Annotated in this window: 16 protein-coding genes; 12 read left to right on the forward strand and 4 right to left on the reverse strand. The window is 63.0% G+C overall.

Going from position 1 to position 21743, the window contains the following annotated elements:
- Positions 1–91 precede the first annotated feature (91 nt).
- From LV82_RS13870 to LV82_RS13880, 3 genes are all read left to right on the forward strand, one after another.
- A complete protein-coding gene (locus LV82_RS13870; protein ID WP_104072725.1) occupies positions 92–1438 on the forward strand; it encodes a nucleotide sugar dehydrogenase in 1347 nt (448 codons plus the stop codon).
- A gap of 288 nt (positions 1439–1726) precedes the next feature.
- The gene (locus tag LV82_RS13875; protein WP_104072727.1) at positions 1727–3214 is read left to right on the forward strand and encodes an NAD(P)/FAD-dependent oxidoreductase; all 1488 of its coding nucleotides are present in this window, start codon (positions 1727–1729) and stop codon (positions 3212–3214) included.
- 4 nt (positions 3215–3218) lie between these two features.
- On the forward strand, positions 3219–3800 hold the full coding sequence (locus LV82_RS13880) for a protein-methionine-sulfoxide reductase heme-binding subunit MsrQ (protein WP_170063456.1): 582 nt from the start codon (positions 3219–3221) through the stop codon (positions 3798–3800).
- A 57-nt stretch (positions 3801–3857) separates the two neighbouring features.
- Here the strand turns inward: LV82_RS13880 and ettA are convergent, their stop codons facing one another.
- Positions 3858–5513: an energy-dependent translational throttle protein EttA gene (gene ettA, locus LV82_RS13885; protein ID WP_104072685.1), complete on the reverse strand. Its 1656-nt coding sequence runs from the start codon at positions 5511–5513 to the stop codon at positions 3858–3860.
- A 157-nt stretch (positions 5514–5670) separates the two neighbouring features.
- Here ettA and LV82_RS13890 point away from each other — a divergent pair, with 157 nt between their 5' ends.
- Positions 5671–6270, forward strand: coding sequence for a nicotinate-nucleotide adenylyltransferase (locus LV82_RS13890; RefSeq protein WP_281259920.1), 600 nt, complete (start codon positions 5671–5673; stop codon positions 6268–6270).
- Between the two features lie 87 nt (positions 6271–6357).
- Positions 6358–7797: a D-alanyl-D-alanine carboxypeptidase/D-alanyl-D-alanine endopeptidase gene (dacB, locus tag LV82_RS13895; RefSeq protein ID WP_245873173.1), complete on the forward strand. Its 1440-nt coding sequence runs from the start codon at positions 6358–6360 to the stop codon at positions 7795–7797.
- On the opposite strand, the gene LV82_RS13900 is transcribed toward dacB, so the two are convergent.
- On the reverse strand, positions 7785–8225 hold the full coding sequence (locus LV82_RS13900; protein WP_104072732.1) for a tellurite resistance TerB family protein: 441 nt from the start codon (positions 8223–8225) through the stop codon (positions 7785–7787). The genes dacB and LV82_RS13900 overlap by 13 nt on opposite strands.
- Positions 8226–8335: 110 nt before the next feature.
- Between LV82_RS13900 and LV82_RS13905 the strand changes: the two genes are divergently transcribed.
- Both LV82_RS13905 and LV82_RS13910 read left to right on the forward strand, forming a co-directional pair.
- Positions 8336–9919: a lysine--tRNA ligase gene (locus tag LV82_RS13905; RefSeq protein WP_104072687.1), complete on the forward strand. Its 1584-nt coding sequence runs from the start codon at positions 8336–8338 to the stop codon at positions 9917–9919.
- Positions 9920–10160: 241 nt separating this feature from the next.
- A complete protein-coding gene (locus tag LV82_RS13910) occupies positions 10161–12458 on the forward strand; it encodes a glycosyl hydrolase family 28-related protein (protein WP_104072688.1) in 2298 nt (765 codons plus the stop codon).
- 6 nt (positions 12459–12464) lie between these two features.
- Here LV82_RS13910 and LV82_RS13915 read toward each other — a convergent pair whose 3' ends face one another.
- Both LV82_RS13915 and LV82_RS13920 read right to left on the reverse strand, forming a co-directional pair.
- Positions 12465–14105, reverse strand: a complete 1641-nt coding sequence (locus tag LV82_RS13915; RefSeq protein WP_104072690.1) for a response regulator — start codon at positions 14103–14105, stop codon at positions 12465–12467.
- A 56-nt stretch (positions 14106–14161) separates the two neighbouring features.
- Positions 14162–14662 (reverse strand): HugZ family pyridoxamine 5'-phosphate oxidase, encoded by a 501-nt coding sequence (locus LV82_RS13920; RefSeq protein ID WP_104072691.1) that lies wholly within the window; start codon positions 14660–14662, stop codon positions 14162–14164.
- Between the two features lie 444 nt (positions 14663–15106).
- On the opposite strand from LV82_RS13920, the gene acs reads away from it, so the two are divergent.
- The 5 genes from acs (at position 15107) to LV82_RS13945 (ending at position 21737) form a co-directional block, all read left to right on the forward strand.
- On the forward strand, positions 15107–17080 hold the full coding sequence (gene acs / locus LV82_RS13925) for an acetate--CoA ligase (protein ID WP_104072693.1): 1974 nt from the start codon (positions 15107–15109) through the stop codon (positions 17078–17080).
- Between the two features lie 4 nt (positions 17081–17084).
- Positions 17085–17765, forward strand: coding sequence for an adenylate kinase (locus LV82_RS13930; protein ID WP_104072695.1), 681 nt, complete (start codon positions 17085–17087; stop codon positions 17763–17765).
- A gap of 68 nt (positions 17766–17833) precedes the next feature.
- Positions 17834–18091, forward strand: a complete 258-nt coding sequence (locus tag LV82_RS13935; protein ID WP_104072697.1) for a DUF4212 domain-containing protein — start codon at positions 17834–17836, stop codon at positions 18089–18091.
- A gap of 10 nt (positions 18092–18101) precedes the next feature.
- Positions 18102–19844 carry a sodium:solute symporter family protein gene (locus LV82_RS13940; RefSeq protein WP_104072699.1) on the forward strand — a complete coding sequence of 581 codons (1743 nt, stop codon included), beginning with the start codon at positions 18102–18104 and terminating at the stop codon, positions 19842–19844.
- A gap of 66 nt (positions 19845–19910) precedes the next feature.
- Entirely contained in the window at positions 19911–21737 is a 1827-nt protein-coding gene (locus tag LV82_RS13945; RefSeq protein WP_104072700.1) for a DUF294 nucleotidyltransferase-like domain-containing protein, read from the forward strand.
- Positions 21738–21743 lie beyond the last annotated feature (6 nt).

Raw genomic sequence — 21743 nt, forward strand, 5'->3', positions numbered from 1 at the left:
AGCGGACTGTGTGGCAAAGTCGTCAACGGTGTTGGTGGGTGAGGCCCCATTTTTCGGGTCTGCCATGTTTGCATTCTTGGGATGGTTTTTGATGACCAATGTGTTTTCGCTCTCTGCGACGCTGAGGGACCGTATCCAGTCGCGGCAGGCCAAGGTAGTCACGGTGGGGCTGGGCTATGTGGGGCTGCCTCTGGCGCTTACGCTGAGCGAAGAGGGATTTCCCGTCACAGGGCTGGATCTGAACGCGGATCGCGTTGCGGCGATCAACGCGGGTCGGCAGGTCATTTCCTATTTCGCGAAGGATCGCATCCGAAATGCGGTTCTGTCGGGGCGTTTCGCGGCCAGCTGTGACGAGGCGGTGCTGGATGAGGCCGATGTGGTCGTCATCTGCGTTCCGACGCCGCTGTCAGATACGCGCGCGCCTGATCTTTCCCATGTCCTGGGTGCGGCCGAGACGATCGCGCGCCACCTGCGGCCCGGGCAACTGATCGTTCTGGAAAGCACGGTGTGGCCCGGCGCGACGACCATGGTCTTGCGCCCGGTTCTGGAGGCAGGCGGTCTGCGTGCGGGCGACGACTTCTTTCTGGCCTTTTCGCCCGAGCGCGAAGATCCGGGCAATGATCGCTTTTCGACGCGCGCGATCCCCAAGGTCGTGGGGGCCGATGACGCGCGTTCCCTGGACTTGGCTGATCTGTTCTATGCACAGGTCGTGACAAGAACCGTGCCGGTTGGGTCATCGGCAACGGCCGAGGCCGTCAAGCTGGTCGAAAACAGCTTTCGGACGGTGAACATCGCCCTGGTCAATGAGCTGAAGGTCGCGCTGCAGGCGATGGGGGTCGATGTCTGGGAAGTGATCCGCGCGGCGGCGACCAAGCCCTTCGGCTTCATGCCCTTCTATCCCGGACCCGGCATAGGTGGCGATTGCATCCCCGTTTCGCCCGTCTATCTGTCGTGGCGCGCGCGCGATGTCGGCTCGGCCGTGCCGATCATCGATCTTGCGCGAAAGAACAATGACGAGGCCCCGGACCTGATCGCCGGGCGCATCGCCGTCGAGCTTGCGCGTGACGGGGTCAAGATGAAGGATGCGCGCATCCTGATCATGGGCATTGCCTACAAGAAGGATGTCGAGGATACGCGCGAAAGTCCGGCCCTGGCGATCCTGAAGCGACTGGAGGCCATGGGCGCCCGATGCCTGTATCACGACCCGTTCTTTCCTGTCATGCCGGTGACGCGCGATCATCCGGATCTGGCGGGCCGGCAGTCACAGACACTGGATGAGGACGTGCTGGCGACCTGCGACGCCGTCCTGATCGCCACGGACCACACGAATGCCGACTATCGATGCGTTGCACGACATGCGCGGCTGATCCTGGACTCCCGCAATGTCCTGGAGGCGATGGGGCTGCGTCCCGAGCGAGGACGGCTGGTAAAGGTGTGATGGCGGTGAACGGGATGGAAAACGTACTGCAATCGGCGCGCATTTCGAATCGGGCGCACATGCCATGCGTGTGCCATGTTCACGCCGTGCAATCCAGACCAGCAAGGGCGGCCCCGCATCACGCCATGCCGCGGGCTTCTGCACATCGAAAAGTCCCGCCAGGCGGGAAATCATGTGGCCTGACGGCTTCGCGGCATGCGCGCCGATTGGTCCGGGCGTCGTCGTGCGCTACACTGCGCGGTGGGTGTATTTTCGATCCAGACATTTTCGGGAACGGTGGTGATTTTCATGAACAAGGTTGACCCGAGCAAGGTTGTCGTCATCGGCGGCGGGCCTGCCGGACTGACGGCGGCATATGAGCTGCTGAAGCGAAGCGATCGCCACAAGCCCGTCGTGTTCGAGGCCGGGCGGCTGGTCGGTGGCATCTCGCGCACGGAGACGAACAACGGATATCGCTTCGACATTGGTGGACACCGGTTCTTTACCAAGGTGCCCGAAGTCGAGAGCATGTGGCACGAGGTATTGGGCGACGATTTCATCACCGTGCCCCGGTTGTCGCGTATCTATTATCGCGGCAAGTTCTTTGACTATCCGCTGAAGCTGATCAACGCCCTGATCAATATCGGACCCTACGAATCCACCCGGATCCTGCTGTCCTACTTCAAGTGGCAGGTACGTCCCTACCGGAAGGAAGAGAATTTCGAGGAATGGGTCATCAACCGCTTTGGTGGCCGGTTGTACATGCATTTCTTCCGCAGCTACACCAAGAAGGTCTGGGGTATCAGCCCGCGCGAGATACGCGCGGACTGGGCCGCGCAGCGGATCAAGAATCTGTCGCTGTTCAAGGCGGTTTGGAATGCGCTTTCAGGCGCAAACGATACGGCTTCGCTGATCGAGGAATTCAAGTATCCGCGCCTTGGTCCAGGCATGATGTGGGAACGAACCGCCGACATCGTCAGGCAGAAGGGCGGAGAGGTCCATCTGCGATCAGAGGTCGTTCGGGTCAATCGCGCGGGCAGCCGCGTGACATCGATCGAAGTGAAACACTGGTTCGAGGATGGGCGCGAGCCCGTGATCGAGCATGTCGAGGGCGAGCATTTCGTCAACTCGATGGCTTTGCGCGATCTGATCCACGCCTTTGACCCGCCGCCGCCGCCCGAGGTGATCGCGGCCGCGGACAAGCTGAAATACCGCGACTTCCTGATCGTGACGCTGGTGCTGGATCATCCGGACCCGTTCAAGGACAACTGGATCTACATCCATGAACCCGATGTGAAGGTGGGGCGTATCCAGAACTTCCGTGCCTGGTCCAGGGAGATGCTGCCCGATCAGGACACGGCATCCATCGGTATGGAGTATTTCTGTCAGCAAGACGATGGCTTGTGGTCGATGTCGGACGCCGATCTGCGCGAGCTGGCATCGCGTGAGCTGGAGCATCTGGGGCTGGCGCGCGCAAGCGATGTCATCGATGCCGCGGTCATCAGGCAGCCCAAGGCCTATCCTGTCTATGATTCCGAATATCGCGCGGCGCTGGATGTGATCGAGGAATGGATCGATAGCCTCGAGAACTTTCAGACCGCGGGTCGAAATGGTCTGCACCGCTACAACAACCAGGACCATTCGATGCTGTCGGCCATGTATGCGGCGCGAAATATCCTGGGCGAGAAGCTTGACGTGTGGAACGTGAATGTCGAGCGCTCGTATCACGAGGAGTTCGAAGTCCCAAGGAAAGACGACGCGGAAGCCGGGGCGACGCCGTCCCTGGCAGCGGAGTAGGGCCATGACCACGCGAAGCGACCGCCTGATCGACGATACTCGGATACTCTGGACACTACTTGCCTTGCCGGCCGTGTGGTTCGTCCTGGCGCGGATCGGCCTGTGGCCGGGAAAGGTCGCGTTCGTTCCCTGGACGGGGATCCTGTCGTGCTGGCTGCTGATCGTGACAATGGCGGTCACGCCATTGCAGATGCTGTTTGGTCCTCTGCCCTGGCTTCGGAAGCGTCGGCGCTATTTCGGTGTGGCCAGTTTCGGTTACGCCGTGTTGCACCTGTTGTTCTGGTTGGTGAATGCGAACATGGGCGCGCTGATCCGGTCGTTCAAACGGCCCGAGATCCTGACCGGATGGATTGCCTTCGCGATCATGGTCGGGCTGGCAATCACGTCGAACGACCAGTCGGTCCGCCGGTTGGGGCCGGGTTGGAAGAGGTTGCAGCGCTGGGTGTATCCCGCCGCGGTCCTGACCTTTGTGCATTGGATCATGACCACCGATCATCTGGTGGATGCGATCCTGTACTGCACACCGCTGATCTTGCTGGAGGCCTGGCGCCTGATGCACAATCGGGCGCGGATGGGCGGGGCCTGAACGCCAGGCTCCCCGGGCGGGCGACCGATGGCCGCCCGTCCTGGCTGTCGTGTCAGGTCAGCGGGTGAACTTCTTGTATTTCACGCGCTTGGGTTCCACCGCGTCGGGGCCAAGACGGCGGATCTTGTCCTGTTCATAGGCCTCGAAGTTGCCCTCGAACCATTCGACGTGGCCCTCGCCTTCGAAGGCAAGAATGTGGGTACACAGGCGGTCGAGGAAGAAGCGATCGTGGCTGATGATGACGGCGCAGCCGGCGAAGTCTTCCAGCGCGGCTTCGAGCGCCTGCAGCGTTTCGACGTCGAGGTCGTTTGTCGGCTCGTCGAGCAGCAGAACGTTGCCGCCCGATTTCAGAAGCTTGGCCATGTGAACGCGGTTGCGTTCGCCGCCAGACAGAAGGCCCACCTTCTTCTGCTGGTCGCCGCCACGGAAGTTGAAGGCCGAGCAATAGGCGCGGCTGTTCATGGTGACATCGCCGAGCTGGATCAGCTCGGCCCCGCCCGAGATTTCTTCCCAGACGGTCTTTTCCGGGTCCAATGCGTCGCGCGTCTGGTCGACATAGGACAGGACAACCGTGTCGCCATAGCTGATCGTGCCTGCATCGGGCTGAACCTGCCCGGTCAGCATGCGGAACAGCGTGGTCTTGCCCGCGCCGTTCGGGCCGATCACGCCGACGATTCCGCCCGGCGGCAGGCTGAAGGAAAGATCTTCGATCAACAGCTTGTCGCCCATGTGCTTGGTCAGGCCTTCGACGTCGATGACCTTGTTCCCAAGGCGCGGACCGTTCGGGATGATGATCTGGGCACGGGTCAGCTTTTCGCGTTCCGACTGGCTGGCAAGCTGTTCATAGGCCTGGATGCGCGCCTTGGACTTGGCCTGCCGTGCCTTTGCGCCGGCCCGGATCCATTCCAGTTCGCGTTCGAGGATCTTCTGGCGCGAGCGGTCTTCGCGCGCTTCCTGCTCCAGCCGCTTGGCCTTCTGTTCAAGCCAGGCAGAATAATTGCCTTCATACGGAATGCCCCGGCCGCGATCCAGTTCGAGGATCCAGCCCGTGATATCGTCCAGGAAATAGCGGTCATGTGTGACGATCAGGCAGGTGCCCTTGTATTCGATCAGGTGCTTTTGCAGCCAGGCGACGGTTTCTGCGTCCAGATGGTTCGTCGGTTCGTCCAGCAGCAGCATGTCGGGTGCTTCGAGAAGCAGCTTGCACAGGGCCACGCGGCGCTTTTCCCCGCCCGACAGCTGGTCCGGCATCGCGTCGTCGGGCGGGCAGCGCAGGGCTTCCATCGCCACGTCGATCTGGCTGTCCAGATCCCACAGGTTTTCGGCGTCGATCTCGTCCTGCAGGCGGGCCATTTCCTCGGCCGTTTCGTCCGAGTAGTTCATGGCCAGTTCGTTGTAGCGATCCAGCTTGGCCTGCTTGGCCTTGACGCCTTCCATCACGTTGCCGCGCACGTTCAGGTCCGGGTCGAGTTCGGGTTCTTGCGGCAGATAGCCGACGCGGACACCCTTGGCCGCCCAGGCTTCGCCGGTAAAGTCCTTGTCGATGCCGGCCATGATGCGCAGCAGCGTCGATTTGCCCGCGCCGTTGACGCCGACAACGCCGATCTTCACACCGGGAAGGAAGTTGAGCGAGATGTTCTCAAAGCATTTCTTGCCGCCGGGATAGGTCTTGGAGACCCCATCCATGTGATAGACATATTGATAGGAAGCCATGTTCGAGCCTGCCACGATGAGTTCGGGTTTGTCGCGTTCTAGCCTTGCGGGCGGTCGGGCGCAACGGTTGCAGGGCGGGCGTTGACATGGGCGCGCGCGGCGGGGACAACGGCGCGAAGGCAAGCGGCATGCCGGCAAGGCGAAACGGAGCGAGAAAGTGCAGGGATTCCCCTTGGCCTGGCCGGGCATGAAGATCGGCCTTCTCGGAGGGTCGTTCGACCCCGCGCATGAGGGGCACGCACATATCACGCGCGAGGCGCTGCGCCGGCTGGGTCTGGACCGGGTCTGGTGGTTGGTGTCGCCCGGCAACCCCCTGAAGCAGAGAGGGCCGGCGCCGATGACCGAGCGGATGTCGCGCGCGCGGCGGGTGATGGCCCACCCGCGCGTCGATGTCACCGATATCGAGCTGAGGCTGGGCACGCGATACACGGCGCAGACATTGCGGCAGCTGAAGGCGCTGTATCCCGGCGTCCGGTTCGTATGGCTGATGGGGGCCGACAACCTGGTCCAGTTCCATGAATGGAAGGACTGGGAGTGGATCATGCGAAATGTGCCCATCGGCGTGTTCGCGCGCCCGGGCGCGCGGATGGCAGCACGCGGGGCGCGGGCCGCGGATGAATACGCGCGTTATCGTCTGCCGTCTTTTGCGGCGAAGATGCTGCCTGACATGACGCCGCCGGCCTGGTGTTTTCTGAACGTGCCGATGAAGCCGATTTCATCGACCGAGATCCGGGAACGGGGCGAGTGGGTGGCCTAGGGATTGCCTTGGTGCGGCGCGCGCGGCACTGTTGGTCGAGGGAGGTCGCGCGACATCATGCTGTCACGCCGGACTTTGTTGATGGGAATGGCTGCAAGCACGGCGTTGCCGGCATGGGCGGAAGCGCCGGCGCGCTCGCCACGGCCGCCGGTGCGGCCTGGATTCCTGGGGGCGAATGTCCCGCAGCTGTCGGAAATCGTCGCCCGGGCCGACCTTGGTGGCAGGGTGGGGTTCGCTCTTGTGGATCTGTCATCGGGTGGAATGCTGGAATCCCTGGGCGCCGAGACCCCGATGCCGCCGGCCTCGACCGCAAAGGTCGTGACGGCGCTCTACGCGCTTGCGCAGCTGGGGGCGGAATATCGCTTTGCGACGCAGTTGATCGTCACCGGGCCGATTTCGAATGGCCGTGTCAGGGGGGATGTCGTTCTTGCGGGAGGGGGCGATCCGACGTTGACGACCGACGGTCTGGCGGATCTGGTCGAACAGATGGCGGGACGTGGCATCACGGGGGTGGACGGCGCGTTGCTTGTTTGGGCCGGCGCCCTGCCATTTGTCGAGGCCCTGGACCCCACGCAGCCCGAGTGGCTGGGCTACAACCCCGCGGTGAGCGGACTGAACCTGAATTTCAACCGTGTGCACTTTGCCTGGAAAAAGGTGAAGGCAGGTTATGAGGTCGCGCTGGAGGCAAGGGACAGGCGGTTTTCACCGCCCGTGCGGTCGGCGCGCATGCGTGTTGTCGAACGCGAGCAGCCTGTCTATGCGCGCGACGCTGACGCACAGGCCGAGGAATGGAGTGTGGCGCGCGCCGCTCTGGGCCGTGCGGGCAGCCGATGGCTGCCGGTGCGGCGCCCGGATCTGTACGCGGGGGATGTTCTGTGGACCCTGGCTCGGGCGAAGGGGATCGATCTGCCGCGGCCGCGCGTGGTCGCCGAGCGGCCGCAGGGTCGGAACGTGGCAGAGGTCCAGAGCGCGACGTTGCGGGACGTGTTGCGCGGGATGCTGAGATATTCAACCAACATCACGGCCGAGGCGGTGGGGATGGCTGCTTCGGCCCGTCTTGGAGCGACGAGCCACGTTGAATCGGCCCGAAAGATGACCGATTGGGTGCGTGATGCCGCTGGGCTGAGTATCGCGCGGTTCGTGGATCATTCCGGGTTGTCCGGAGCGTCGCGAATCTCGGCGGACGAGATGGTGCGGGTTCTGACGCGGCTTGGTCCGGATGCGAACCTGCGCGATCTGCTGAAGCCGGTGAAGCCTGATCCTGAAACGACGGCGGGGGCCATCGTCGGACGCGCCGATATCCGGGCAAAGACTGGTACCTTGAATTTTGTCTCGGCCCTTGCGGGTTACATCAATGGCGATGGTCGCGACATGGCCTTTGCAATCTTCAGTGGCGATGTCGCCCGGCGCGACGCGGTGCCTGACGCCCAAAAAGAGCGCCCGCCCGGGGGGCGTGCCTGGCTGGGCCGTGCGCGGCGCATGCAGCAAGAGGCGCTTGCGCGCTGGATCGCTGTCTATGCGTCCTGAACCGCGTCGAGCGTGAGGTGGCGCACGCGGGCGCCCCATTCGATCGCGGCTGCATGCAGTCGGTCGATCTGCAACTCGTGCCGGATTTCTTCCAGCAGCCGAAGTTCGGCCTGGCGCACGGCGCCATCCGCAGCGGCGATGTCACATGCCACGGCATAGGCCGTTTCCCAAAGCGGTTCGGGCAGCGCGTCGCGCACCATGGCGAAAAGCGTATCGAGCCCGTCTTCGTCTTCCATCAGGCGATAGACGGTTGCCGCGACCTCGCGGACCGAATCCATGTCGTAATCGGCGAAGATCGGCAGGTGGTTTACCTGGCGTTCGATCGCGACGAGTTCCGACGTGCGGATGGTTTCGTCGGAGATCGAGACCGTCACCATGATGGCGACCAGTGCGTCCTGCGGGGAAAAGCTGGCAAGGGTATGTGTCACAAGTCGCTTCCTGTATTGTTCGCGGGTCAAATTATTGACGATCCGTGCGGCGTTCAATAGGACACCGAGGTTGCGGCCCGGAATGCCGCGAATTTCAGGAAGATTCAGCCATGACCTCCTTGCGCGACGCAGCGTTGAAATCCAAAGCCTGGCCCTTCGAGGAAGCGCGCCGGTTGCTCAAGCGCTATGAAAAGGCGCCGCCTGAAAAGGGATATGTGCTGTTTGAAACCGGCTACGGCCCATCGGGATTGCCGCATATCGGAACGTTCGGGGAAGTGCAGCGCACGACGATGATCCGGCGGGCATTCGAGGTCATTTCGGACATCCCGACCAGGCTGATCTGCTTTTCGGACGACATGGACGGAATGCGCAAGGTTCCCGACAACGTGCCGAACCAGGAGATGCTGACCGAGCATCTTCAGCGCCCGCTGACCAGCGTGCCCGACCCGTTCGGGGAATACGAGAGCTTTGGCCATCACAACAACGCGATGCTGCGGCGGTTCCTGGACACGTTCGGGTTCGAGTATGAATTCATCAGCGCGACGGACTTTTACAAGTCGGGCCGGTTCGACGAGATCCTGCTGCGTTGCGCCGAGAAGTATGACGAGATCATGAAGATCATGCTGCCTTCGCTGCGCGAGGAGAGGCAGAAGACCTATTCATGTTTTCTTCCGATCCATCCGGAGACGGGGCGTGTTCTGTACGTGCCAATGAAGCACGTGGACGGCAAGCGCGGCGAGGTGACCTTCGAGGACGAAGACGGCCGCGAATGGACGCTGCCGGTGACCGGCGGGCATGTGAAGCTGCAGTGGAAGCCGGACTTCGGCGCGCGCTGGGCCGCGCTGGGCGTCGATTTCGAAATGTATGGCAAGGATCATTCGACGAACACGCCCATTTACGATGGCATCTGTCGTGTACTTGGCGCGCGTCCGCCAGAGCATTTCATCTATGAGCTGTTCCTGGACGAGCATGGCCAGAAGATCTCGAAATCGAAGGGCAACGGGCTGACCATCGACGAGTGGTTGACCTATGCCTCGAGCGAGTCGCTGGGCTATTTCATGTATCAGAAGCCCAAGACGGCCAAGCGTCTGTGGTGGGGCGTGATCCCCAAGGCGATGGACGAGTATCATCAGCAGCTGCGCGCGTTCCCCCACCAGGGGGTGGAGCAACAATTGGCCAATCCGGTCTGGCATATCCACAATGGGAAGCCGCCGGCGTCCGACATGGTCGTGTCCTATTCCATGCTGCTGAACCTTGCATCGGTTGCCGGGGCGGCCGACAAGGACGGCCTGTGGGGCTTCATTCGTCGCTATGCGCCCGACGCGAGCCCGGAGAAGAACCCGCAGCTGGACCAGGCGGCGGAATATGCTGTGCGCTATTTCCGCGATCATATCGCGCCATTGCGTGTCTACCGCCAGCCTGACGACAAAGAGCGCGCGGCGATCGAGGATCTGCTAGGCCGTTTGAAGGCATGGCAAGGCGGGCTGGATGCCGAGGAGCTGCAGTCGATGGTTTTTGCCGTGGGCAAGGAGCACGGTTTCGAGCCGCTGCGCGACTGGTTCAAGGCACTTTATGAAGTCCTGTTGGGGGCGAGCGAAGGGCCGCGGTTTGGCGGTTTCATTGCGCTCTATGGCATCGACGAGACCGTGAATCTGATCGAGCGTGCCTTGGCGGGAGAATTGGCCAAGGGCTGAGGTCGATTTGGAGCGTGGATTTTCATGAGGGCGCTGCCGGCAAGGGCGGCGCCCGTTGCGTTTTGGACGGAGCTGCGCGCGCCCGATCAGGCTTTTGTTCGTTCCCTTGCGCTATGGATGGCCGCGATGGCCCGTCCAGTGCGCCGACATCCCGACTTGAGGCTTTGATGTGCCGCCCATCGTGGCGGGCGTGAGCCTGCGGGGCGCGGCGCGGGGCCGAAGGCAACAAGAGGGCGCACACATGAACAAGGCGATCACGGATGGTCTGATCTTCATGCCGCCGGCTTTCGAGGCCGGGCTGGATGTCTGGTCGAGCGGTGACGGATCCGCTGGATCGCCCACATGGCAGGGCGCAGCCAATGCCGCGATCGTGACGGCGGATCAGGATTTCGGGTCGTGCCTGGAGTTGCAGAAGCTGAGCGATACGACGAGGCTGCGCTATATGGGGCAGACGCCGATCCTGCCCGGCTGCTATTTGCGGATCCGGGCGCGGGTGAAGGCGATGAGTGGCAACCTGCCCACCGTGCGCATCGCGGGCTGGGCCGGGGGTGCGGGAGATACGCATGTTGCCGGTGTGGTCGAGGTCGGACCGGCGGTGACGTTGTCGTCCTATGGCAAGGTCGAGACGGTCGAGGCGATCGTCGGCACCGGATCGCGCCCGGGTGTGGACATGGCGTGGGGCACGGGGGCGATCTATGGACATTTCGGCCTTGATCTGACGGGGCCGAATGGTGGTGTGGTACGGGTCGACGATATCGAGATCGAGGACATCACCTCGGTCTTCCTGCGCGAGATGATGGACTGGGTCGATGTGCGCGACTACGGCGCGGTCGGCGACGGGGTCACGGACGATTCGGCGGCATTCGATGCTGCGGATGCAGCCGCGGTTGCGCGGGGTGGCAGCGTGCTGGTGCCGGCCGGGACCTATTTCCTAGATGCGAGTGTCACGATGGAGGCGCCGGTACGCTTCGAAGGCCGCGTCGTGATGCCCGACAACCGGCGCCTGTCTCTGACGCGCAGTTTCGATCTGCCAACCTATGCCGATGCCTTTGGAGATGAGGAGCTGGGGTTCCGCAAGGCATTCCAGGCCCTTTTGAACTGGTCGGACCACGATTCGCTGGACCTGAAGGGTCGGCGCATCGAGGTGACCGCGCCCATCGACATGCAGGCCGCGGTGAACAACAAGACGACATTTGCCTCGCGCCGGGTGATCCGCAATGGCCAGTTCAATGTCATTCCGGGTCCGGCCTGGGATCCGGTGGTCGTGAAATCGCAGGCGAGCTATTCGACCAGCGCGCCGACCATGCTGACGAACGTGGTGAATGCGGCCAACATCCCTGTCGGGGCGCTGGTGGAAGGCGTGGGCGTGGGTCGTGAGGTCTATGTGACGGATGTGAACGTGGGCGCCGGAACGGTGACCCTGTCCAAGCCGCTTTACGGTGCCGCGGGAACGCAGGTCTATACGTTCACGCGATTCAAGTATGTTCTGGATTTCAGCGGGTTCCAGTCGTTGTCGCAGATGGTTCTGGAAGATGTGGATATCCAGTGTGGCGGCGTCGCGAGCGGCATCATGCTGGCCCCGGCCGGAATCGTGTTTCAGATCCGGGACAGCTTCATCGCCAATCCTTCGCATCGGGGAATCACGTCGATCGGACGTGGATGCCAGGGCATCATGATCGACCGCTGCCAGTTCATTTCGGCCGAGGGGCAGCTGAACGCGCAGGATCGTCAATCGATCGGCTTCAACGTGAATGGCAACGACGCGAAGATCCGCGATTGTCGGGCGCTGAATTTCCGCCATTTCGGCGTATTGTCCGGCGCTGGGCACGTGATCTCGGGCAACCATTTCTTCCAGGCCGACAGTCAGACGCAGGGTGTGCGGCTGGCGGGGCTGGTCCTGATCGGCACGGATCTGCGGACCGCGATCACGGGGAATTCGATCGACAACGCCTTTGTCGAATGGACCAACGAGCACGAGGCCGATCCGGACTTTGCAAACCAGTATTCTTTCGGCGGGCTGACGATCACGGGCAATGTCTTTACGGTTTCGGATGTCGCGCCATGGTTCAGCTGGATCGTGGTCAAGCCATATGGTGCTGGCCATTTCATCCAGTCTCTGGCGGTGACGTCGAATGCCTTCAAGGCCTATAACGGGCGTGTGGACCGGATCGAAAAGGTGGACACGACCTTTGCCGTTCTGGACAATTCGCGCATGCGCAACATTCGTTTCGAAGGCAACACCTTTACCGGCGTCGATCAGGTCGTGGCGAACCCCGTCCTGCACGAACACGTGCAGGCAAGCGCGGCGACCACCTGGGTGATCGATGCCGGGAGCTATCTGCCCTTTGGGGGCTGGGCGCGCGTGGTTGAATCGATCGTCCCGATGGGCAAGATCACGGGGGCTTCGAACGAACGTCGGTCGGACATGCCCTATGTCGAGGTCGAGCAGGGGGCGGGCAAGCAGCAGGTCACGCTGAACTGGCTGGCGGCGTCGAAGGGCACGGTGCGGGTGGCAATCCGCATGGACCAGCCGCACTAGGCGGTGTCACAGGGGCGGGGGCGGCGGCACGGTGGCCAGGATTTCGGCCCAGAGCAGCCGCCTCTCGAGCGGCTTGGTGAGATAGCCGTCAAAGCCCATGGAAAGGTAAAGATCCCGTTGCCAGGTGACCGAGTCGGCCGTGATCGCGATGACGGGAATCTTCGACCACGCGGCGTCGGTTTCGCGGATCTTCTTCAGTGTCTCGGTTCCGTCCATGCCGGGCATGTTTATGTCGAGCAGGACGACGTCGAACGGTTCGGCATTCAGCCATTCCAGCGCGTCATTGCCGTCCTTGGCCTCGATCGTGTCGATCCGCAGGGATCGCAGCAATTGGCACAGGACGAAACGGTTGGATGGAATGTCATCGACGACGAGTGCCCTGAGCGTCCCGTATACGGATTCCGCGCCCCCGGCCGGCGGGTCGGGCAAGGGCACGAAAGGAAGTTCAAGCCGGGCGACGCGCCCGCCATTGGGCGCGCGCATCAGGACTAGCCGCCCGCCCATGCGTTCGGCGAGTCCGGAGGCGAGGTCGACGAAAATGTCGTTTCTGCCGTTCTCCCGGGGGTCATCCCGCGTGGCCGCGGGCGTGCCGGTCGCCGTGATGATGAGCCGCTCAGGCGTCGAGGGGGAAATCGTGCAACGCAGACGGATTTCCGCAGCCATCAAGGGGTCGGCCACGAGGGCGCAGATATGCGCGATGGATCGGCGCAGCAGGGCAGGATCCAGTCGTCCGTATTCCGGCACGTCAGGGGCGATTTCTACCGTGACCCTTGTCGGGTGAGATGGATCCCGATTGATGGGCGCCGAGCGGATTTCCTTGTGAATTGCCGTCGTGGCCGGCCTGAACGACAGCGTGCCGTCGGTAAGCAGAGACAGATCCAGAGCCGTTTCCAGCATTTGATGGATCTGCATGGAGGCTGATGCGATCTGCCGCGCGTGATCCTTGACCTGATCGGGGTGGGTTTCGGACATGAGTAGATCGCTATGGCCGCTGAGTGCATTCAGCGGCGTTCGGATTTCGTGGCTCATGGTCGAAAGAAAGCGGGTCTTGGCTTCGCCCGCTGCGCGTGCCTCGGCAAGTGCGTTCAGCAATGCGGCATGGCTGCGGTGGTTCTGGATCAGCGCAGACAGGAAATATGCCACCAGCGTTCCGGCGGCCCCCATGGCCACAAGGCCGGGAATGGTAAGCCCGTAGATCAGAAGCTCTTGCGCGGGGAGTGCAAGCAGTGCGAGCGCGGCGGGAAGGGCGCTGGCGATGCCGAGCGGCAAATGGATCGCCCGCATCACCGAAATGTTCAGCAAGGCTCCGATCGGGGCAAGCGTGCCGACAAAGCGCGCCATCGGGTCGTCGAATTTCCATAGAACCAGGGCCACCGAACTGTAGGCAGCAATGGCGATGGCCGAATTCAGCAGAACAAGGGCCCGGTTGCGCCATGTCGGCTGTGCTTCGCAGATGCGAAGATAGCGCCGCTGGATGATCTCGCTGCCGACGCTGATCAGGTAGATCAGGAATACGTACCAGAACGGCACGAAGGCAAGAAAGAGCAGGCAGCTGAGCGCCACGCCAATCTGTCGTGGGACAAGGTCGGCATTCAGGCGTTGCCGCTGGCGCGCAATTTCCTCCTGCAGGCGGACCGCTGACGTCATGCCCAAGCGCCGAAACCCCTTTCCCCTTGCCCGCGCCAAGCGACGGTTCGGGCCGTTCAATCATCCGTGAGTTTAAGGTCTTCGGGCGAAAGTTCATAGGCTTTCCCGAAGCCTGCATTCAGGAACGCATCAAGGGGCCGCAAAATGGCGAAGCGAAAGTCCGGGAAATCGACATACAGCTTCGATTTCGGATGAGATCGCAGCCAGTGGGCGCGCATTTCGTGACGCGCAGCGTCTTGCGGCGAGATGATTTCGGCATGGGTCCGAAGGCTGAGCCGTGGATGGGTCAAAGGGTCGCCTTTCGATCCGGGATCGCCGATCAGCAAGGACGCACGCGGGTCACGCGCAAGCGCACGGCCATGCTGTGACAGGCCCGAAACCAGGGTCATTGGCAGTCCGTCCCATGTCAGCCCGAACGCGATGCGGGCGATGAGGGGCGGCCCGGCATCCGGTGCGGGTACCGCGATGGCGGCGCTGCAGCTCTTGCGCAGCAGGTCGCGGGCAAGCTTGCGCGCGGCGTCGTTCGCGGGCTGGACAAGTTTTGGTTGCCGGGTCATGGGTCGTGATCCTGTCTTGCCTGAATGGCCCGCAGGCGCGGCGGTTTCAAGCAATTCGGCGCGCCGCCGTTCGGGGCAATCATCATCACCGTGACGTGCGTGTCGCAACGTCACGAATCACTTTCCCGTGTGATCGCTAACGGCTGGGAGGTGCGATTCGCCTTGTCACGGATCGCAGCCGATGGGTGCCGGCATCGGTCCGTCGTGCTACGATTTTCACGGTCTGGGGCGTCAACACTCAACCGATTGATAAAGTTCAGTAAGTTTCGTTTCCGCCCGCAAAAATTTACAACATGATCCGATATTCTGTGAATAAATTAACAGAAAAATCCTTTGAATAAAATATGTTACACAAACCTAAACAGGTGAATTAGAATGCCTCTCGACCACGGCCAGTCCGGTGGTGTGGATCTGTTGCAATGCGAAAAGGATGGAGGAGTTCTCATGGGGGCCAAGGCAGGCAGCGACATTCAGGCTACGGCGAAGCGTCCCATCCCGCCGGGCTTCGAGAACGCGCATGTGACACCGCAGATCTATGCCGAGCGCTATGCCGCCTCGATCCGCGATCCCGAGACCTTCTGGGCTGAGGAAGGCAAGCGGCTCGACTGGATCAAGCCCTATACCAAGGTCAAGAACACGACCTTCGAATACGGCAAGGTCTCGATCCGGTGGTACGAAGATGGTGTGCTGAACGTTGCGGCGAACTGCATCGACCGGCATCTGGAAAAGCGCGGCGATCAGGTCGCCATCATCTGGGAGCCGGACGATCCGAACGCGCCCGAACGCCGGATCACCTATCGCGAATTGGCCGACAAGGTGGCGCGCATGGCCAATGTGCTGAAGGCCCACGGCGTTGCCAAGGGGGATCGGGTGGTCCTGTACCTTCCAATGATCCCCGAGGCCGCGTTCGCCATGCTGGCCTGTGCCCGGATCGGCGCGATCCATTCGGTCGTCTTCGGCGGCTTCTCGCCCGACGCGCTGGCCAACCGGATCAACGACTGCGACGCCAAGCTCGTGATTACCGCCGACACCGCGCCGCGGGGCGGGCGCCGCACGCCGCTGAAGTCGAATACCGACGCCGCGCTGCTGCATTGCGACGACAAGGTGAAGTGCCTTGTCGTGAAGCATACCGGCGATCAGACCACCTGGATCGAGGGCCGCGATTTCGACCTTCTGGCCGAGATGGAAGCCGCCTCGCCCGATTGCCCGCCCGAGCCGATGAATGCCGAGGATCCGTTGTTCATCCTGTATACCTCGGGTTCGACCGGCAAGCCCAAGGGCGTGGTGCATACTTCGGGCGGATATCTCGTCTATGCCTCGATGACGCATCAGCTGACATTCGACTATCGGGACGGCGACATCTTCTGGTGCACGGCCGATGTCGGCTGGGTCACGGGCCACAGCTATATCGTCTATGGGCCGCTGGCCAACGGTGCGACCACGCTGATGTTCGAAGGCGTGCCCACCTGGCCCGACCCGGGGCGGTTCTGGGCGGTGTGTGAAAAGTACAAGGTCAACCAGTTCTACACCGCCCCGACCGCCATTCGCGCCCTGATGGGGCAGGGGTCGGAATGGGTCGAGAAATACGACCTTTCCAGCCTGCGCGTGCTGGGCACGGTGGGTGAGCCCATCAACCCCGAGGCCTGGGCATGGTACGACAAGCATGTCGGGAAAGGTCGCTGCCCGATCGTGGATACCTGGTGGCAGACGGAAACCGGCGGTCACATGATCACGTCGCTGCCCGGGGCGATCGAGGCCAAGCCCGGATCGGCCACGCTGCCCTTCTTCGGGGTCAAGCCCGTCGTCCTGGATCCGCAGAGCGGAGCCGTCATCGAAGGCAACGGGGTCGAGGGCGTTCTGGCCATTGCCGACAGCTGGCCGGGTCAGATGCGCACCGTCTGGGGCGACCATCAGCGCTTCCAGGACACCTATTTCCAGCAGTACAAGGGCTATTACTTCACCGGTGATGGCTGCCGCCGCGACGAGGACGGCTATTACTGGATCACGGGCCGCGTGGACGACGTCATCAACGTCTCGGGCCACCGCATGGGCACGGCCGAGATCGAAAGCGCGCTGGTCGCGCACGAAAAGGTCGCCGAGGCCGCGGTCGTGGGCTATCCGCATCCGGTCAAGGGGCAGGGCATATATGCCTATGTGACGCTGATGGCGGGCGTCGAGCCCAGCGACGAGTTGCGCAAGGAGCTGGTGAAATGGGTCCGTCAGGAGATCGGTCCGATCGCCTCGCCCGACCTGATCCAGTTCGCGCCCGGCCTGCCCAAGACCCGTTCGGGCAAGATCATGCGCCGCATCCTGCGCAAGATCGCCGAGAATGATTATGGCAGCCTGGGCGATACCTCGACGCTGGCCGATCCGGCCGTGGTCGACGATCTGATCGCCAACCGGATGAACAAGGGCTGAACGGATGGAGGACGTCGTGACCAGACCCGCCGTCTTCATCCTTCTGGGCCCGCCCGGTGCGGGCAAGGGCACCCAGGCGCGGATGCTGACCGAAGCCTTTGGCCTGGTGCAATTGTCCACCGGGGACATGCTGCGCGCAGCCGTGGCCGCGGGGACGCCCGCCGGTCTGGCCGCAAGATCGGTGATGGAGGCCGGCGGCCTGGTCAGCGACGAAATCGTCCTTGGCATCCTGAAGGAACGCATGCGCCAGCCCGACATCCGGGCCGGTGTCATTCTGGATGGCTTCCCGCGCACGGCCGCCCAGGCCGCGGCGCTTGACGATCTGCTGGCCGAAAACGGTCAGACCGTGTCGGCCGCGATCGCGCTCGAGGTCGATGACGAGGCGATGATCGACCGCGTGGCGGGGCGCTTCACCTGTGCGGCATGCGGCGAGGGCTATCACGACAGACACAAGCAGACCGCCCGGCCGGGCGTCTGCGACAAGTGCGGCGGCACCGAGTTCACGCGACGTGCCGACGACAACGCCGAGACTGCGCGCGAAAGGCTGTCGGCCTATCACGCGCAGACGGCGCCGCTGATCGCGCATTACGACGATCTGGGCGTGCTGGAGCGGGTCGACGCGATGGGGTCCATCGCGGCGGTTTCGCAGCAGCTGGCCCGGATCGTCTCGCGCGTTTCGGCCTGAGAGGGGAGGACCCTTCCCGGATGAACCGGGGAGGGAACGGATAACGAGGGAACTCAGGGAGTAAACACATGGCGGACAAATCTTCGTCCAATGCCTATTGGGCCGCCAACATACGCCTGATCAGGCTTTGCCTGATCATCTGGGCGCTGGTGTCGTTCGGATTCGGCATTCTGCTTCGCCCCATGCTTTCGGGGATCGCCGTTGGCGGTACCGATCTTGGATTCTGGTTTGCCCAGCAGGGCTCCATTCTCGTCTTCCTGGTACTGATCTTTTTCTATGCCGCGCGCATGAACAAGCTCGACCGGGAATACGGCGTGGAAGAGTGAGGATACGATCATGGACCAGTTCACACTTAACCTGATCGTCGTCGGCGCGACCTTCCTGCTGTATATCGGGATCGCCATCTGGGCCCGCGCCGGATCGACCAGTGAATTCTATGCCGCGGGTCGCGGCGTTCACCCGATCACGAACGGCATGGCGACCGCTGCCGACTGGATGTCGGCCGCGTCGTTCATCTCGATGGCCGGTCTCATCGCCTTCCTGGGCTATGACGCCTCGGCCTATCTGATGGGCTGGACGGGCGGCTACGTGCTGCTGGCGCTGATGCTTGCGCCCTATCTGCGCAAGTTCGGCAAGTACACCGTGCCCGAATTCATCGGCGACCGCTTCTATTCGCCGACGGCGCGCATGGTGGCTGTTGTCTGCCTGATCGTCGCCTCGGTCACCTACGTCATCGGCCAGATGACGGGCGTCGGGGTTGCCTTCTCTCGCTTCCTCGAGGTGGACAACGCGACCGGCCTGTATATTGGCGCGGGCATCGTGTTCCTGTATGCCGTTCTGGGCGGCATGAAGGGCATCACCTATACGCAGGTGGCGCAATATGTCGTGCTGATCATCGCCTACACGATCCCGGCGGTGTTCATCTCGCTGCAGCTGACGGGCAATCCGATCCCGGCGCTGGGCTTGTTCTCGGAAGCCAAGGCGACCGGCGAACCGGTTCTGACCACGCTGAACGGCATGCTGGCCGATCTGGGCTTCCAGTCGTATACCGAACAGCATGACACGACCCTGAACATGTTCCTGTTCACCGTGTCGCTGATGATCGGTACCGCGGGTCTGCCGCACGTCATCGTTCGCTTCTTCACGGTTCCCAAGGTCGCCGACGCGCGTTACTCGGCCGGCTGGGCGCTGGTCTTCATCGCGCTTCTGTACCTGACGGCCCCGGCCGTGGGCGCGATGGCGCGGATGAACCTGATCGCCACGTTCTATCCGAACGGGACGACGGGCGAAGCCGTGGCCCTGTCCGACATCCAGAGCAACGAAAACCTTGACTGGGTGCGCAACTGGGAAAAGACCGGCCTGCTGAAGTTCGAGGACAAGAACGGTGACGGCCGCATCCAGTATGTCGCCGATGCGGACGCCAACGAGCTGACGGTCAACCGCGACATCATGGTTCTGGCCAACCCGGAAATCGCCAACCTGCCGGGCTGGGTCATCGCCCTTGTCGCGGCCGGTGGTCTGGCGGCGGCGCTGTCCACGGCTGCGGGCCTGCTGCTTGCGATCTCGTCGGCGATCTCGCATGACCTGATCAAGGGCCAGCTCAATCCGAACATCTCGGAACGGGGCGAGCTGTTGGCGGCGCGCATCTCGATGGCCGTTGCGATCGCGGTTGCCACCTATCTGGGTCTGAACCCGCCGGGCTTCGCGGCCCAGACGGTTGCCCTGGCCTTTGGTATCGCCGCGGCATCGCTGTTCCCCGCGCTGATGATGGGCATCTTCGTGAAGCGCATCAACAACAAGGGCGCGGTTGCGGGCATGCTGGCCGGTCTGATCGTGACGCTGGTCTACATCTTCCTGCACAAGGGATGGTTCTTCCTGCCGGGCACGAACAGCTTCAGCGACAGCGATCCGCTGCTGCTGTCGATCAAGTCGACGTCGTTTGGCTCGATTGGCGCCCTGATCAACTTCATCGTCGCCTATGTCGTGTCGAACGCGACCGAGGAGCCGCCGGAGGAGATCCAGGAACTGGTCGAATCGATCCGCATCCCGAAAGGGGCGGGCGCGGCCACGGCGCACTGATCGTCAATCTGAAAATGGCGCGTCCCCGACCGGGGCGCGCCAACCTGCAGGACCGGGGAGGCTGGCTTGAATACCGAAACAGCTGCAGTTCAGACGTTCCTGCAATCGGTCCATCCCTATGATGCCCTGCCGCAGGATGAGCTGGCGCGTGTCGCCAGCTCCTTCGGCCGCAGGGAACTGCCGCCGGGCACACTGGTCTATGAAATCGGCGAGGCGCTCGAAGGCCTGTTCCTGATCGAAAGCGGTCAGGTCGAGATTCTCGATTCAAACGGCGCGCTGGTTTCGATACTCGGGCCGCGGAACTCGTTTGGCGAACGCGGATTGCTGCGCGATGGGCGCGCTGCCACCACCGCGCGGACCACGGCGCCGACGCGGCTTCTGGTTCTGCCTGCCCGTGAATTCCACCGGCTTGTCAGGGAAAGCCCCGCCTTTGCGCGCTTCTTCGACCGTGGCGGAGGCGGCGAGCCGCGCGGTCCCGATCTGGCCACGCGCAGCATCGCCGAGCTGATGACGCCAGACCCGGCGACCTGTGCGCCCGAAGCCAGCGCGGCCGAGGCCGCGCGTCAGATGCGGGACCGCAAGATCTCGTGCCTTGGCGTCACGGATCGGCAGGGCAGGCTTGTGGGGATCGTGACGACCCGTGATCTCTCCAATCGTGTCGTGGCCGAGGGGCGGCCATCGGACATCCCGGTCGCGCAGGTGATGACACCCGATCCCGTTGCCCTGCCGCCAACGGCGCTGGGCACGGATATCCTGCATCTGATGCTGGAGCGCCGCATCGGTCATGTGCCCGTGGTCCGCGATGGGCGGATGATCGGCATCGTGACCCAGACGGATCTGACGCGCCAGCAGGCCATCACTTCGGCCAGCCTGATCCGCGACATTGCGCGCGCCGACACGATCGACCAGATGCGGACGGCGACCGCGCGCATCCCGCAACTGTTGCGCCAGCTGGTCGGCGCGCAGACCGCGCACGAGATCACGACGCGCCTGATCACCGACATCGCCGATGCCGTGACCCGCAGGTTGATATCCATGGCCGAGGCCGAGCTGGGACCGCCTCCGGCACCCTATCTGTGGCTCGCCTGCGGCAGCCAGGGGCGGCAGGAACAGACCGGAGTTTCGGATCAGGACAACTGCCTGATGATCGACGACTCGGTCACGGCCAAGGACATGGCTTGGTATGAGCGGCTGGCCCGCTTCGTCAGCGATGGTCTGAATGCCTGCGGCTATGTCTTTTGCCCGGGCGACATGATGGCCACCAATCCGCGCTGGCGACAGCCGGTGCGGGTCTGGCGCGACTATTTCATGGGTTGGATCGCGACCCCCAGTACCGAGGCCCAGATGCTGGCCAGCGTCATGTTCGACCTGCGCCCCATCGGCGGCGACGCCGCGCTGTTCGAGGGGTTGCAGGCCGAGACGCTCGAGGCTGCGTCGCGCAACTCGATCTTCGTTGCGCACATGATCTCGAATGCGTTGAAGCACACGCCGCCGCTTGGCCTGATCCGCGGCTTTGCCACGATCCGCTCGGGCGAGCACCGCAACACGATCGACATGAAGCATTCGGGTGTCGTTCCGGTCGTCGATCTGGCGCGGATCTATGCCTTGAAGGGGCGTCTGCGTCCGGTCAATACCCGTGCCCGGCTGCTCGAGGCCATCGATGCGGGAATCGTTTCGCCCGCGGGAGGGCGGGATCTGCTTGCGGCCTATGACCTGATCGCGCAGACCCGGCTGAACCACCAGGCGGCCCAGATTCGCGCGGGCGAAAAGCCTGACAACTACCTGGCCCCGTCCCAACTTTCGGATTTCGAGCGTAGCCACCTGCGCAACGCCTTTGTCGTGGTTCGAACGATGCAATCCGCCCTGGGCCACGGCAAGGGCATGCTGGAGTGAAGGAGA

It is taken from the genome of Albidovulum inexpectatum, from assembly GCF_002927635.1.
GTDB lineage: Bacteria > Pseudomonadota > Alphaproteobacteria > Rhodobacterales > Rhodobacteraceae > Albidovulum > Albidovulum inexpectatum.

Excerpts from the sequence above, each read along its gene's own strand:
- LV82_RS13870 (WP_104072725.1), top strand. The coding sequence starts at position 92 with ATGACCAATGTGTTTTCGCTCTCTGCGACGCTGAGGGACCGTATCCAG.
- LV82_RS13875 (WP_104072727.1), top strand. The coding sequence starts at position 1,727 with ATGAACAAGGTTGACCCGAGCAAGGTTGTCGTCATCGGCGGCGGGCCT.
- LV82_RS13880 (WP_170063456.1), top strand. The coding sequence starts at position 3,219 with ATGACCACGCGAAGCGACCGCCTGATCGACGATACTCGGATACTCTGG.
- ettA (WP_104072685.1), bottom strand. The coding sequence starts at position 5,513 with ATGGCTTCCTATCAATATGTCTATCACATGGATGGGGTCTCCAAGACC.
- dacB (WP_245873173.1), top strand. The coding sequence starts at position 6,358 with ATGGCTGCAAGCACGGCGTTGCCGGCATGGGCGGAAGCGCCGGCGCGC.
- LV82_RS13905 (WP_104072687.1), top strand. The coding sequence starts at position 8,336 with ATGACCTCCTTGCGCGACGCAGCGTTGAAATCCAAAGCCTGGCCCTTC.
- LV82_RS13910 (WP_104072688.1), top strand. The coding sequence starts at position 10,161 with ATGAACAAGGCGATCACGGATGGTCTGATCTTCATGCCGCCGGCTTTC.
- LV82_RS13915 (WP_104072690.1), bottom strand. The coding sequence starts at position 14,105 with ATGACGTCAGCGGTCCGCCTGCAGGAGGAAATTGCGCGCCAGCGGCAA.
- LV82_RS13920 (WP_104072691.1), bottom strand. The coding sequence starts at position 14,662 with ATGACCCGGCAACCAAAACTTGTCCAGCCCGCGAACGACGCCGCGCGC.
- acs (WP_104072693.1), top strand. The coding sequence starts at position 15,107 with ATGGGGGCCAAGGCAGGCAGCGACATTCAGGCTACGGCGAAGCGTCCC.
- LV82_RS13930 (WP_104072695.1), top strand. The coding sequence starts at position 17,085 with ATGGAGGACGTCGTGACCAGACCCGCCGTCTTCATCCTTCTGGGCCCG.
- LV82_RS13935 (WP_104072697.1), top strand. The coding sequence starts at position 17,834 with ATGGCGGACAAATCTTCGTCCAATGCCTATTGGGCCGCCAACATACGC.
- LV82_RS13940 (WP_104072699.1), top strand. The coding sequence starts at position 18,102 with ATGGACCAGTTCACACTTAACCTGATCGTCGTCGGCGCGACCTTCCTG.